A 13,435-nucleotide genomic window follows, 5' to 3' on the forward strand; every position below is an offset into this window, starting at 1 on the left:
CTGGGCGATGCGGGCGGCGGGCCACATGCTGGTGCCCCAGTACAGCGCCTTGCCGTCGCGGATGACCTGGTCAAAGGCCATCACGATTTCTTCCATCGGCACTTCGGGGTCGTAGCGGTGGGCAAAATAAATGTCGAGGTAATCGGTGCCCAGGCGCTTAAGGCTGGCGTCGATGCTTTCCAGCACGTGTTTGCGTGACAGCCCCCGGTCGTTGACATGGTCGCTCATGGGCCAGAAGACCTTGCTGGCGATGACCAGGGTATGGCGAGGAAATTCCCTGAGCACCTCGCCCATCAACTGTTCAGACTGCCCCCTGGCATACACGTCGGCCTGGTCGAAGTAATTTACGCCCAGGTCGTACGCCCGGCGAACGATGTCGCCCACCACCTTGGAAGCGTCATCGTTGATGCCGTAGGTTTCCCAGCCTCCCAGGGCCACTTCGGAGACTTTCAGACCACTTTTTCCCAGATTGCGAAATTCCATAGGTCTGTACTGTACGCCCCGGAAGATGAGGAAAAAGTCAGGTAAATCAACGGTTCGCAGGTCTTTTTAACCTATACGGACTGCCGATTGAATCTGGTTATCTCAGGCGATCACGCCGTAACGGTCACGGTAGACCACGTAGACCAGCCCAAGGGTGCTGAGGGTGCTGACCAGACTGCTCAGGCCGTAGCTGATGAGGGGTAGCGTAATGCCAGTGAGGGGCAACAGGCCCAGCGCCGCGCCGATGTTTTCCAGCACCTGAAACCCGACCTGGGCCAGCACGCCCGCCATCAGAATCTGATCCTGCAAGCGGGGGCTGCGGGCCGCCATACGCGAGAGCCGCCAAAGCAGCAGGCCGTACAGAATGAGCACGCTGACCGCCCCCACGAAGCCCTGTTCCTCGGCCCAAGTGCTGAAGGCAAAGTCGGTATCGGCCTCGGGCAAAAAGCCGTTGTGCGACTGGCTGCCCTGCTTGTAGCCCTTGCCCTGAAGCCCCCCCGACCCCACCGCGATGGTGCTCTGAATGACCTGATAGCCCGCGCCGCGCGGGTCGGTGTAGGGGTTCAGAAAAATAGTCAGGCGCTTTTGCTGATAGGGGGCCAGGTGCGGGTAGACCGCCGTAGGAAAGGCCACCCCAAGCGCCAAAGCCGCCAGCAGAGCGTGCCACCAGGGAATCCGGGCCGCCAGCAGCATAACTGCGAACATGACAGCCAGGATCATCGCGCCGCCGAAATCCTGGGTAACGACCAGCGCCAGCGCAGGCAAAAACACCGCGAAAGCCGCCGCGTAGGTGCGCCAGCCCTCGTAACCGCGCCGCAGGGTCACGGCCAGCATCAGGATCAGTGCCAGTTTCAGGATTTCCAGCGGCTGAAACTGCACCTGCCCCAGCATGATCCAGTTGCGCTGCCCGTTGACCTCCTTACCGATCAAGAAGGTGCTGGCCTGCAAAAGCAGTGCGGAGGCGTACAGCGGCGGCGCAAAGCGGTAGAGGCGGTCACGGCCTGCCCACCACATTACCCCGATGGGAAGGGCGGCGAGGAATACGCCCATCAATTGTTTACTGAAAATGCCCGGCGACACGCGCGGCGAGAGCGCGGCGGTACTGACCGTCAACAGGCCCACGGCGAGCAGCGCCAGCACGATGAGCGGCAGGTGGAGATCATATTTCAGATTCAAGAGCGGGTTACCTCAGCGGGGGCCGGACGACGCACCTGCTCAGGCTACAGGCTTTTGAGCCGCAGCGGGAAAGATGCTGAAGCGGTCTGGGGGGCGGCGTGACCTCCGCCTCACGCTGAGCGAACTACGCTGGGCGGATCAATGCACTAGCCCGCATCATGCCCGCGCCGTTCTATCAACACCACTTTGCCGGTCGAGCTGTGCCCGATCTGGAAGAACACCATGTATAGCAGCGCCCATCAGCGCGTCTGTTTTGCCCCTCAAGCCGACCAAGCAAGTTTTCACTGTCCCACACGCTAGGATTAAGCCGTGCAAGACTTGTTTACCTTACCTGTCGTGCTGCGTGACCGCCGCCCCGACGATATTCCGACCATGCAGCGCTGGCTGACCGATCCACGGGCCGAGTGGCGGCGCTGGGACTCGCCCTATTCGCCTGCCGAGCAGACCACCGAAACCATGCAGGCTTACATCCGCTTTTTGCAGGCCACCGCACCCGAGGCCGACGAGCGCGTGATCGACGTGGACGGCGAGGTCGTGGGGCTGGTCAACCGCGATCAGGAAGAGCCGGAGGGCAATGGGTGGTGGGATTTAGGCATCCTGATCTTCAATCCGCACTACTGGGGGGGCGGCGTGGGTACGCGGGCGCTGAGGCTGTGGGTGCAGGACACGCTCGACTGGACCGACGCGCACACCCTGACTTTTACCACCTGGAGCGGCAACGAGCGCATGATCCGCGCGGCCCTGCGCCTGGGCTTCCGCGAGTGTATGCGCGTGCGGGAAGCCCGCGTAGTCGGCGGCGAGCGCTTCGACAGCGTACGTTACGACCTGCTGCGCCGTGAGTGGGAAGCCGCGCAGCTCTCATGAACCGACCCGCCGAACGGCCCACTGGGAAGCCATGAGCCGCGAGAGATGGTCGCCGCCCATCAATCCGCCCGGATTTCTGGCGACCCAGGATCTCAAGGCCCGGGGCTGGACGCCCGCCATGATCCAGAAATTTCTGGGCGAACACGACGACACGCGCCTCAACGGGCTGAAGATGGGTCGCCGTCGCCTGCCTCCCGTGAAGCTCTACCGCGAGGAGCGTGTCAACGAGGCTGAGCGCGAGGACGACTTTCTGGCGGCTCAGGCCAGAGCGGCCGACGCCCGTGAACGCGCCGCCCGCGCCCGCGAAACCCGTGAGGCCAGACGCGCCGCGCTGCTGCGGAGTGCCGCCGGGAGCTATGTGCCGACTGTTCACCCCGAGCCGCTGCGTAAGGGCGCGACCCGCAAGGCGCGGGAGCCGTATCTGGCGGGCCTGGAACGCACCCAGAGCAAGTTGGAACGTGAAATCGCGGCGGCCTCCAAGCCGCTGGGGCAACGGGAGGCGGCGCACCTGCGTGCCCTGCTTCTCGAACAGCTCGATCTGGCGCTGTCGCAAGTCTACGACTGGTTTCCGGCTCCTGGCCAGCAGAACCAGACCGGCACAAAGAAAAAAACGGGGTCCCAGGCCACCGACCCGCAGGCCGTGGCCCAGGCCAGCGACTGGCGCGAATGGGACTGGGATTGAGAGGAGCGCCTAGAGAGTGGCCGATAGCCTACCGAAGTTCGCGCAAAGATTTAGAGCATTTTGCACAAAGATAGTGCTCTTTTGACCATGTTTTTGGCGAGTGGAACGAGTCAAAAAGAAAGAGCAGGACGTAGATTGAAGGGGGCGGCGGTGTTGTTCCGACGTGCCCATCATTCGGAGAACTGTTCTAAGCTCAGCATGCTGATAGTTTATCAGAGCGCCCTCAGCTCCCTGGAATCCAGGAAGAGCCGAAAGGTTTTGCCAACCTTTTAACCGGAGTCCGTATTACCAGGCTTCGACCGGCGCGACTGCACCAGCACCAGTTTTAGGGTTGGCCCCCCACTTGTTTTCTCCCGGCTGGCTATCGAGGCACAGAAAGTACAACAGCACAAAAGAGCCGACGAGAGGAACAAACTGAATAAACCACCACCACCCGCTCCGGCCCGTGTCGTGTAAGCGGCGAACGCTGACAGCAATAGAAGGAATGATCACCAGAAAAGCAAAAATGTAGTAGAGGATGTTGAAGAAATTGAAAGACGAGTGAGGCTGCGTCGTCAAGATAGCCAGCATCGCAAGGAAAATCCGAAGACGCCACTGACCAGCGTAAACAACCAGTAGTCCCGCCGCCGGGTTCTGCCTGAAAAATAATTCCATCCGTAGAAGGCACCAAAAAAGGCCGCTGAAGCTTCATTGATGGACTGAATCATGGCTTCAGCTTAATGAGGGGAATCTTACAGAGTTATTAAAGGTAAACAACTCCCGGTTACAGTCCCGCCGATTCGGGAAAAGTACCGGAAGCTGCTCTGCTTCTACCAGCAGCTCCTTTTGCCTTCTTGCCCTGCTCGGAGAAAGCGGAGATTCAGGGTGGCCCGACCCCCACTTTCGGGTAGTTGTCGGTCATAGTTCCAACTTGCCCAGTCGTGTGCACCGTCCGGCACAGGATTATGTTTTTGGCGAAACCGACGCGAATCAAGAGATGAACCCGAAAACCTCGTAAAAGGTAAGACCGGCACCTTTTGCTTGGGAAATCCAATTGAGAAAAATGCGTTCTCAAGGACTTTACGCAAGGATTGTCGGGAATAGTTCCAACCAACTACCCACTTTCGCAAGCGGCCTACTTATTGAAGTTTTATTAGGCCGCGACCAGGCGACGTTTATGCACAGCCCAGCGCCCCAGAGCGACCACGGCGACCAGCACCGAAAAAATCCCCAAGCCGACCACCAGACGTTGCAGGCTGCCCGAGAGCCACACGACCAGCAGCGTGACCGGCAGGATTCCCAGCGCCGTTGCCAGCATGAAGGGCCGGAAGCCCATGCCCACGGCCCCCGCCACCAGACTTATGACCTCGGAGGGCAAGATGGGCATCAGACGAACCAGCATGACGCCCTGAACACCACTTTTGGCGGTAAAGCGGTGGGCCTCGTTCCGGGCACGCTCACCGGCAAGGGCACGAACCAGGGGGTCGCCCAGTGCCCGGCCCAGGCCGTAGCCTGCCGCCGCACCCAGCAGCGCCCCAAGGTAGACGATGACAAACCCCTCGACCAACCCGTAGGCGCGAACCGCGACCGCCGTGATGACCAGCGAAGGCATGACCGGAACAATCGCCTGCACCATGAACGCCGCCAGCAAAGCCAGAGGCCCAGCCCAGCCCAGACCCTTGACGAAGCTGCGGGTCACTTCCGGATTCTGCGAACTGAGGGCCTCGTAACCGCGCTGAAAAAAGAGGCGCATGTCGGGAATCAGCCCCAGGCTCAGCAGCGCCAACAGGACGCCGCCGAGAATTAGCCAGCGTAAATGGCGTGTAGGGGGCTGAACAACAGTCATCACATGTTCTACTCTAGACAAGTTCCCTGAGACAAGCACCATCCAAAAGTTGCGGCTTTCTTGAACGAAAGCGGGGTTGTACAGACTGCCGATTGAACCAGGCCATTTTGGATTCAACCCGAGCGGAGGCGAAAAAATACGGATTTCGCGGCATGAACTCGCAGAACAGCGCCCAGAAAGGGGCCTGACCGCTTCTTGATCAAAACGGCACCCGTATAAGCAAATACTGGATTAACCAAGCACCATATTCAGAGCGCTCCCGCTAGCGACGGAAGGGATAAGGAAACGGGACTCAGCGTTGGAGGAGGGTGAGCCGTGAACTCAGCGGTTTTGCGACAACTTTTCAAGCACCAGACGGCTGGCGGCCTTGAGGGTCTCGAACACGCCCACGCCCTGGCTGGCCGAGGCCTCGAAGGTCTGAAGTTCCTTGCGCGGGTCGATCACGGCGCGAATCATATCGGCGGGCAGCGCGTCGGGAAGGTCGCGCTTGTTGATCTGAAGGATGATCGGCACATCCTTGACATCGATGCCGTGCTCGGCGAGGTTTTCACGCAGGTTACGCATACTCTCGGCGTTGGCCCGCAGGCGGTTAGGCGAGCTGTCGGCCACAAAGACGATGCCGTCCACGCCGCGCAGAATCAGTTTGCGGCTGGCGTTGTAAAACACCTGTCCGGGAACGGTGTACAGGTGAAAACGGGTCTTGAAGCCCTGCACGCTGCCGAGGTCGAGCGGCAGAAAGTCGAAGAAGAGGGTGCGCTCGTCTTCAGTGGCGAGCGAGACCATCTCGCCGCGCAGATGCTCGGGGACGCGGCTGAACACATGCCTGAGGTTGGTGGTCTTGCCGCACATACCGGGGCCGTAGTAGACGATCTTGCAGTTGATTTCGCGGGCGGCGAAGTTGATGGTACTCACGTGATGACCTCCTGATTCCAGAAACGAAGCTCAAAGGGGATGATGACCGCTGCGGCTGGGCACAGGGCCGCTATGAGAAGGCACTTATCCGAGGAGGTCATCCAGCAGCGCTGTCGCACCTGCACTAAAATCGTTGCTCAGTTGCGGTTCAGGAATATCCTTGATTTCGTCGAGGATAACAGCCAGTTTTTCGATAGATTTACGGGTGTAAACCTTGACCTTACCCAGGGCCACCGAAGCATCGAAGATAAGGGTCAGCAGGGCGTCTCCGCCGACCGACTCGACGTACAACGTACCGTTCTCGCCCTGGTGGGTCTGCTCGCTGAAGGTGCGTTCGCCCAGCATATTCGCCAGGGCTGCGGTGGCCGCCGCGTTGCTGGCGACCAGCGTGGCCACGCTGTCGAGGGCCGGGGGACGGGGGGCCCAGAGGGCTTCTTTGTGGGAAAGGACAAAGCCTTTACGGTCTACAAGCAGGCAATAGCGCACGCCAGTCTGTTCCAACAGTTCTTCTAGCTGCTGGTCGACTCGGGCGAACGCTTCGCCGTACAGGGCAAGGGATGGCTCAATCATGTCAAGCCCAGTATATGGAGCGACTTGGCACAAACCTCTGACGCGGGTCACAGGTGAGCGAGCCACGCGACTTTTGTGGCCCCTGCCCTACGCCTTGGCACGCCCTGGCACGTACACTCTGCGGGTGCGCCGCCCGAAGTTGCTCTTACCTGCCCTGCTGCTCCTGTCGCTGTGGGCTTACATCGTGCCCGCCCACCAGCCCAGCACCTCTCAGGGGACGCCTAGCCCATCTCCGGTCAGCCCAAGCCTGCCGGGTGACCTGCCCCCCGAGACGATGGCGCTGTTCGGGAAAGTGCGCCCAGCCACCGTGCAGGTCGAGAGCCTGAACGTGACCGAGAACCGGGGCGGCCTGGGCACCGGATTTTTTATAGACGCGGGCGGTCATGTGCTGACGGCCTACCATGTAGTCAGCACGGGGCAGCTGTTTCAGGTGCGGACGCTTTCAGGCACTACCCTGCCTGCACGGGTCATGGGCTTTGACGCGCGGCGCGACGTGGCGCTGCTCCAGGTGGGGCGCGGCGGCCCTTTTCCCTTTTTAAAACTGACCACCCGCACCCCGCGCCTGGGCGAAAGCGTGCTAGCCGTCGGCAACAGTCACGGCGACTTTTTGCAGCCGCGCCGGGGGCAACTGCTGCGCCTGAACGTGGAAGCGGGCCGCGCCGACTTTCCCGAGGACACCATGGAACTTTCGGCGCCGCTGGCTCCGGGCGACAGCGGCGGCCCGATTATTGACGCTAGCGGGCGGGCGACCGGTGTCATCAGTTACATCCGTGAAAGTGCGGCGGGCGCGACCCAGGCCAGTTACGCGGTGCCGTTAATGCAAGGCAGCGAGCTGATGCGGGCGCTGCTGCGGGGCGAAAAACGTGATACGCCGGTGGCGGGGCTGGTGCTGGACCCGACCCACAGCGGACAGACCGACCCGCCGGGCGCCGTCGTGGCGCATGTGGTGGCAGGCAGCCCCGCCGAGAAAGCCGGATTGCGGGGCTGCGCGGTAGACCAGAACGGCAATCTGAAACAGCTGGGCGACGTGATTGTTCAGGTGAACGGCACCGCCACACCGGACGCCAACGCCTTTATCCGGGTGGTCGAAAACCTCCAGATCGGGCAACGGGTGTCGCTGACCTACATCCACGACGGGCGGCAGCTGGAAACCACACTGACCCTGGCGGCCCGGCGCGACGTGCGCGGCCTGAACGATCCCTCAAGGAAAGGGCCGTGCTGACCCACCTTTTTTAGGGTGTGCCGGGGCATATTCAGGGGATGTCGAGTGCCTTTATCAAGGAAGAGGCGGGTGAACGCTGGACGCCCCCAGCGCCGCTGCGCGAGTACAAGATTCTATTGGGCAGCGAGGTGCTGCGCGAAACCGACGACCTGCTGGACGCCTTGCAGTGGTCGGCGCAGCGCCCGGTCAGCGGCCTGGAGATTCGCACGCGGGAGGGGCGGCTGCTGGCGGTGGCCTGAACCAGAGATGACCCGACACTCGGCCCACTGCGCCAATCACTTTGCTTTCCACACTGATGCTGCGCGGCGGTTTCCAGGTGTGGGAATGGTAATGAGGTGGTTACGCCCGCATTCCCTCACCCTTTCCTTGCTGCCGCTGCATCCACGCTGGGGGTTTGGGCGCAAAGCGGCCCAGAATGGTGGTCTGGTCGTAAGCCAGCTGCGCCCTGATCCACGGAAACGTCCGGTTGAGCGCCTTGATCGCCTCCGCGCTGCCCATGCCATGGTCAAGCTGGTACACCACGAACTGCTCGGGCGTCTCCAGGCGCAGGTAGGTGGGCATCGGCCCGGCGTATTCGTCAAGCACGCTCTGAAACTCGCCCAGCGCGTCGGGACTGGCCGTTTCGAGGTCAATGGTCACGTACATGACTTTGGGCACCTCGTTGAGCTGCTCGATGCTCACAACTTCCTCGGCAATGGCCCGCAGGCCACCGTCTTCCGATTCCAGTTCCACGATCACCAGCGCGGGCGTGTCGTTGATCAGGCGCTCCTGAATGCGGTCATAGGCGCGGGAAAAGGCCACCAGCTCGGTCTGCCCGGATTCGTCGGCCAGGATGAAGCGGGCCATCATACCGCCGGACTTGGTGGGTTTTTTGACCACGCCCTCGATCATCCCCGCCAGCACAGCCTTGATCCGTTTGCCGGGGGCCACCTGCTGGGTGGTGAACCACGCGTCGAGGTCCGCAATCCGGCAGCTGGCGGCCTCACGCAGGCCCTCGTGCTGCTCCAACGGATGGCCGGAAATGTAAAGACCCAGCGAGTCTTTTTCGATCTTCAGGCGCTCGAGATCGCTGTACGGCGCGACGCCCTGACGCAGCGGACGCTCCTTCTTGACTTCTTCCAGACCGAACATCATGCTCATGCCGCTCTGGGCCTTAGCGTTGATGTCGGCGGTTCCGGCGGCGTCCTCCAGGGCGTCTTCCAGGCTTTCCATCAGCTGGTGGCGCTCACCGAAGGCGTCGAAGGCCCCGGACTTGATCAGGCTTTCAAGCGCCTTGCGGTTACACACCTTGTTGCCTAGGCGCGAGCAGAAATCGGCCAGCGACCTGTACGGCCCCGACTTCTCGCGCTCCTCCAAAATCCTGAGCACCGCGCCTTCGCCCAGGCCCTTGATCGCGTACAGCCCAAACAGAATTTCCTCACCGGCTACGGCAAAGTCGCTGCTCGAACGGTTGATGTCGGGCGGCAACACATGCAGGTCCATCTTGCGGGCGTCGCTGACGTATTCGGCCACCTTGTCGGAGTCGCGGCGCTCGACAGTCAGAAGCGCCGCCATGAACTGCACGGGGTAATTAGCCTTGAGCCACGCAGTCTGGTAGGTAATCACCCCGTAAGCAGCAGAATGGCTGTTATGAACGACCAGCCCGTTCGCCACAAAGTTGTGGGTGCCGGGCACTTCCAGGTCATAGGTCTGCGCCTCGCCCGCCGCCTCGATGCTGGTGATGGTGTCCCAGTAGAGGTCATCCGAGCAGACGCCCAGCAGCTCCGGGGCGTCAAACCATTCGCCCGGCGTCTGAAGGGTGGCGCGGTGCAAGCCCTTTTCATGGGCCCCCTTTTCATGGGCCTTAGACGCGCCAAACTCCTTGGTACAGCCGCGCTCCGGCGTCTGCACCCCGCGCCAGGTCAGGCCGCTGCCGTCCTGAGCGACCTGCACGCGGGCTTTGGTGCTGGCGGGCAAAGTGTCCACCGTTTCGCGGCGGGCGGGCGCGGCGGCGTAGGACGCCCGCAACCCTTCCAACTGAGCTTCACGCCCGACCAGCTGCGGCCCGACCACCGCCAGGAATTGTTCTACGCTGCGCCGCCCGACCAGCTGAACCGTGTACCCGGTGCGCTTCGCCGTGTCCTCGCCACGGGCGCCGCTAAAATGCTTCTCGGTCACTTTGGCGACCATGCCCAGCCGCAGCAGGATGTGGGCGAGGTCGTCCGCCAGCCTGCGCGACGAGGTGGCCGCGTAGGGCGCCGTGTTGCCCGCGCCATAAATAAAGCCGTCGCCCGACCAGTAGCGCCCGACCAGTACGGCGAGGCTGGCATTGCTCAGGCGAAAAGCAGCGGCGGGAAGGGCCTTTTCGGTGGCCCTGCCGCCGACCATCCCTAGTTCTTCCAGCCACAGCTGCACGCCGGACTTACCACCAGTGCCGCACACGCCGGTGCCGAGGCACACGTCCCAAACAGTCTGCTGCTCTGAGCGCTGCTTGAGGCTGGGCTGCGTGTTGGCAAAAGCGGCGGCGCAGGCAACCATATCGGCCACCTGGGTTTCACTTTGCGAGTACAGGTAAGCGCCGTGGAGGTAGCAGGTATTGCCCTCGGCCAGAATCCAGCCTAGCAGCGCGGCCTTGTGCCTAGGCCACTGCTCGGCCCCCAGTTCGGGCAGGCGGGCAGGCGCGGCAATCCGGTCGCCGGGCTGCAAGTTCTCTACGTTGCGCCAGCCGTCCAGCGTGAGCAGCGGGTGGTTGGCGGTGGCAGTCAGTTCGCGGCCCAGCGCGGTTCTCACCCGCCACACGGACTGGGGGCCATTGTCAAAAAACTCTCCGGTGGGGCGCAGTTCCAGGCGGTAACTGGAGTTCACGCTGGGCAAGTGCACGCCTTGACCCTCGCGGTACAAGTCCTCGATGCGCCGCAGTTCGCCGCCTGCCACCGGAATAAGCGTGTCGCCAGTCAAACATTTGTTAAAGCCGTAATTGGCAAACGCATCCAGCAAGTCGAACAGGCGATTGCCCTCGTCCTCCGGCACGCCCTTTTCGTTCGCGCCCTCCACGAACAGCTGACGCTGACGCTTCATTTCCTCGGTGTCTTTCTTGCCCATGGCGCGGCGCAGCAGGTCGGCCCCGCCCAGCGAGTACCCGGCGACCTCGGACGCGATCTGCATAATTTGTTCCTGGTAAACCGGAATGCCGTAAGTCTCTTTCAGGATTTTTTCGAGCCACTGTTTACTGTTCGGAAAGCCGTCCTTGTCGTAATCCACGTCCTCTACGCCGTGGTGGCGGCGCACATAAGTAGGGATGTTCTCCATCGGGCCGGGGCGGTAGAGCGCCGAGAGCGCGATGATGTCGGCCAGACGCCGGGGCTTAAGGCGGCGGCTCGCGTCGGCAATCCCCGCGCCCTCAAGCTGAAAGACGCCCTTGGTGTCGCCCCGGCTCATCAGCTCATAGGTCTTTTCGTCGTCGAAGGGGATGTCGTCGAAGGTGCCGTATTTTTCCCCAAAGTCGGTGCCCGACTCGCGCAAAATCCGCTTGGCTTCGTCCAGAAAGCTCAGTGTTCGCAGGCCCAGAAAATCCATCTTGATCAGGCCGATATCCTCCACGGCCTTCATATCGAACTGGCAGACGATGCCCTCGCCGGACGTGTCGCGCATGACCGGCACGAGGTCGGTGAGCGGCTCCTTACTGATAACCACGCCCGCTGCGTGTACCGAGGCGTGGCGGGTCAGGCCCTCGAGTTTCTGCGCGAACTCGTAGGCCCCCAGCAGTTCGCGGTCGGCCCCGAGCATCTGCTGGATGTCGGGGACCGATTCGCGGGCCTGCTCCAGAGAATAGCTTTTGCCGAACTTGATCGGAATCAGCTTGCTGACCTTATCCACCTTGCTGTACTCCACGCTCATCACGCGGGCCACGTCCTTCAGGCAGGCTTTGGAGGCCATCGTTCCAAACGTGGCGATCATGGCGACCTTGTCGTCGCCGTACTTGTTGCGGACATAATCGATGACCTCAACGCGCCGGGCATCGTTGAAGTCGATGTCGAAGTCGGGCATGGAGATGCGGTCAGGATTGAGGAAGCGCTCAAACAGCAGCTCAAATTCCAGCGGGTCGAGGTTGGTGATGCGAATGGCGTAGGCGACCAGTGACCCCGCGCCCGACCCGCGCCCCGGACCCACAGAAATATCGTGGTCTTTGGCCCAATTGATATAGTCGGCCACAATCAGGAAGTAGTCGGGGAAACCCATGTTGTTGATGACGCTTAGCTCGTACTCGGCCCGCCGCAGCAGCACCAGCGCGTGCTTGTAGAAGGCACGCGGCGTCTGACCGTCCACGTCCTTGTCGGGGTCAAGGTCAATCTCGGTGTCGGAAGTCTCCTGGCACCCGGCGCGGCGAAAATCGGCCAGGGCGTAGGCGGGCAGAGCTCCGGCTTCAGCCTCGGCTTCCATTTTGGCCAGCGCGGGGTACGGCGTGTATTTTTCGCCCGCGTCCTTTCCCCGTGCCTCCCACTCGCTGCCTAAAAACGCCAGCAAGGTATACAGCGTGTCCAGGTCACAGGTGGCGGCGTCGCAGCCGTTGACCCGCTTGAGCACCCGCGCCGTGTCCGCCTCGCCCAGTTCGGTCAGCGAGCGGGTGGCGTAGTCGCGCAAAAGTCCCTCGGTCAGGTGTGCCGGGTAGCGCTTGACGGCCCCGGCGTAGGTCTGCACGCGCAGTTCCTCGGCCATCGTGCGGCCCTCGGGGATGGGCAGCGCGGGCATCTGGTACACGCGCTTTTTGCCTACCGGCAGCTCCACGTTGCACAGGTCGGCAATCGCGGCGGTGTTGTCGAACGGTTCATCGCCCCACTCGGCTGGTGGCAGCGCGGCCTGCATTTCCTCCAGGTTCTTGACGTAAAACTCGTCGCAGGGAAACTTGAAGCGGTTCTCGTCGGCCAGCGTGGCCTTTGTCTGAATGGCGAGCAGGGTTTCGTGGGCGGTGGCGTCGGACTTTTTGACATAGTGGCCGTCGTTGGTCGCCACCATGCCGATGCCCAGTTCCTGCGCCCAGGCCCGCAGAATCGGGTTGTTTTTCTTCTGCTCGGGCAGGCCGTGGTCCTGAATCTCTATGTAGTAGTTCTCGCCGAACAGGTCGCGGTACCACAGCAGCCGCTCCCTGGCCTGCTCCTCGCGCCCCTGCATCAGCAACTGCTGCACCTCGCTGCCCAGGCAGCCGCTCATAGCAATCACGCCCTTGTGGTGCTCTGTGAGCAGTTCGTGGTCGATGCGCGGCTTGTAGTAGTAGCCCTCGGTGTAGCCCCGGCTGCTCAGGCGGCAGAGGTTCTGGTAGCCTCCGAAGTCACGGGCCAGCAGCGTCAGGTGAAATATCCCCTTTTCACCGTCCTGGGCGCGGCTGCGGTCACGTCGCGTTCCTATTCCCGGCACCACATACGCCTCGTAGCCGATAATTGGCTTGACCTCCATGCCTACCGCGTAGTTATAAAAATGCACCGCCCCGTGCATGTTCCCGTGATCGGTCATCGCCAGCGCGGGCGTCTGGCCTTCGGGCGTGACCTCCTTGGCCCATTTCAGCAAGTCCGCCAGCTTGGCCGCGCCGTCCAGCAGGCTGTATTGCGTGTGCTGGTGCAGGTGGGCAAAGCGTTTGGGCTTGCAGCAAGAGCCGTCGGGCAGGTGGATGTGGGGCTGAACAGGTAAAACGTCGCCGGGCAGAGTCACTTTAGAAGTCTAGAGCGGG

The 13,435-nt window shown here is 62.0% G+C and carries 11 protein-coding genes; 4 read left to right on the forward strand and 7 right to left on the reverse strand.

The genetic code is table 11. The annotated features are described in order from the left end of the window. Together QZ269_RS01195 and QZ269_RS01200 are read right to left on the reverse strand one after the other, a co-directional pair. On the reverse strand, positions 1 to 483 hold a 483-nt coding region (locus QZ269_RS01195), incomplete at its 3' end, for an aldo/keto reductase (protein ID WP_291423420.1). Positions 484 to 585: 102 nt separating this feature from the next. Beyond that, positions 586 to 1,659, reverse strand: coding sequence for an FtsW/RodA/SpoVE family cell cycle protein (locus tag QZ269_RS01200; protein ID WP_291423422.1), 1,074 nt, complete (start codon positions 1,657 to 1,659; stop codon positions 586 to 588). 309 nt (positions 1,660 to 1,968) lie between these two features. Here QZ269_RS01200 and QZ269_RS01205 point away from each other — a divergent pair, with 309 nt between their 5' ends. Next, complete coding sequence (locus tag QZ269_RS01205; protein WP_291423424.1) at positions 1,969 to 2,523, forward strand: GNAT family protein; 555 nt, start codon at positions 1,969 to 1,971, stop codon at positions 2,521 to 2,523. Positions 2,524 to 2,554: 31 nt separating this feature from the next. Further along, the gene (locus tag QZ269_RS01210; protein WP_291423426.1) at positions 2,555 to 3,205 is read left to right on the forward strand and encodes a hypothetical protein; all 651 of its coding nucleotides are present in this window, start codon (positions 2,555 to 2,557) and stop codon (positions 3,203 to 3,205) included. A gap of 285 nt (positions 3,206 to 3,490) precedes the next feature. Here QZ269_RS01210 and QZ269_RS01215 read toward each other — a convergent pair whose 3' ends face one another. The 4 genes from QZ269_RS01215 to QZ269_RS01230 all read right to left on the reverse strand — a co-directional run bounded on the left by QZ269_RS01215 (position 3,491) and on the right by QZ269_RS01230 (position 6,512). Further along, on the reverse strand, positions 3,491 to 3,859 hold the full coding sequence (locus QZ269_RS01215; protein ID WP_291423428.1) for a DUF805 domain-containing protein: 369 nt from the start codon (positions 3,857 to 3,859) through the stop codon (positions 3,491 to 3,493). Positions 3,860 to 4,337: 478 nt separating this feature from the next. Further along, complete coding sequence (locus tag QZ269_RS01220; RefSeq protein WP_291423430.1) at positions 4,338 to 5,030, reverse strand: VTT domain-containing protein; 693 nt, start codon at positions 5,028 to 5,030, stop codon at positions 4,338 to 4,340. Positions 5,031 to 5,351: 321 nt separating this feature from the next. Then, a complete protein-coding gene (locus QZ269_RS01225) occupies positions 5,352 to 5,942 on the reverse strand; it encodes an ATP/GTP-binding protein (RefSeq protein ID WP_291423432.1) in 591 nt (196 codons plus the stop codon). Between the two features lie 84 nt (positions 5,943 to 6,026). After that, the gene (locus QZ269_RS01230; RefSeq protein ID WP_291423434.1) at positions 6,027 to 6,512 is read right to left on the reverse strand and encodes a roadblock/LC7 domain-containing protein; all 486 of its coding nucleotides are present in this window, start codon (positions 6,510 to 6,512) and stop codon (positions 6,027 to 6,029) included. A 124-nt stretch (positions 6,513 to 6,636) separates the two neighbouring features. Between QZ269_RS01230 and QZ269_RS01235 the strand changes: the two genes are divergently transcribed. Together QZ269_RS01235 and QZ269_RS01240 are read left to right on the forward strand one after the other, a co-directional pair. Beyond that, positions 6,637 to 7,734, forward strand: a complete 1,098-nt coding sequence (locus QZ269_RS01235; RefSeq protein WP_291423436.1) for a S1C family serine protease — start codon at positions 6,637 to 6,639, stop codon at positions 7,732 to 7,734. Positions 7,735 to 7,772: 38 nt separating this feature from the next. Further along, entirely contained in the window at positions 7,773 to 7,973 is a 201-nt protein-coding gene (locus QZ269_RS01240; protein ID WP_291423438.1) for a hypothetical protein, read from the forward strand. 100 nt (positions 7,974 to 8,073) lie between these two features. On the opposite strand, the gene dnaE is transcribed toward QZ269_RS01240, so the two are convergent. After that, on the reverse strand, positions 8,074 to 13,416 hold the full coding sequence (gene dnaE, locus QZ269_RS01245; protein ID WP_291423440.1) for a DNA polymerase III subunit alpha: 5,343 nt from the start codon (positions 13,414 to 13,416) through the stop codon (positions 8,074 to 8,076). Positions 13,417 to 13,435 lie beyond the last annotated feature (19 nt).

It is taken from the genome of Deinococcus sp., from assembly GCF_018260405.1.
Lineage (GTDB): Bacteria > Deinococcota > Deinococci > Deinococcales > Deinococcaceae > Deinococcus.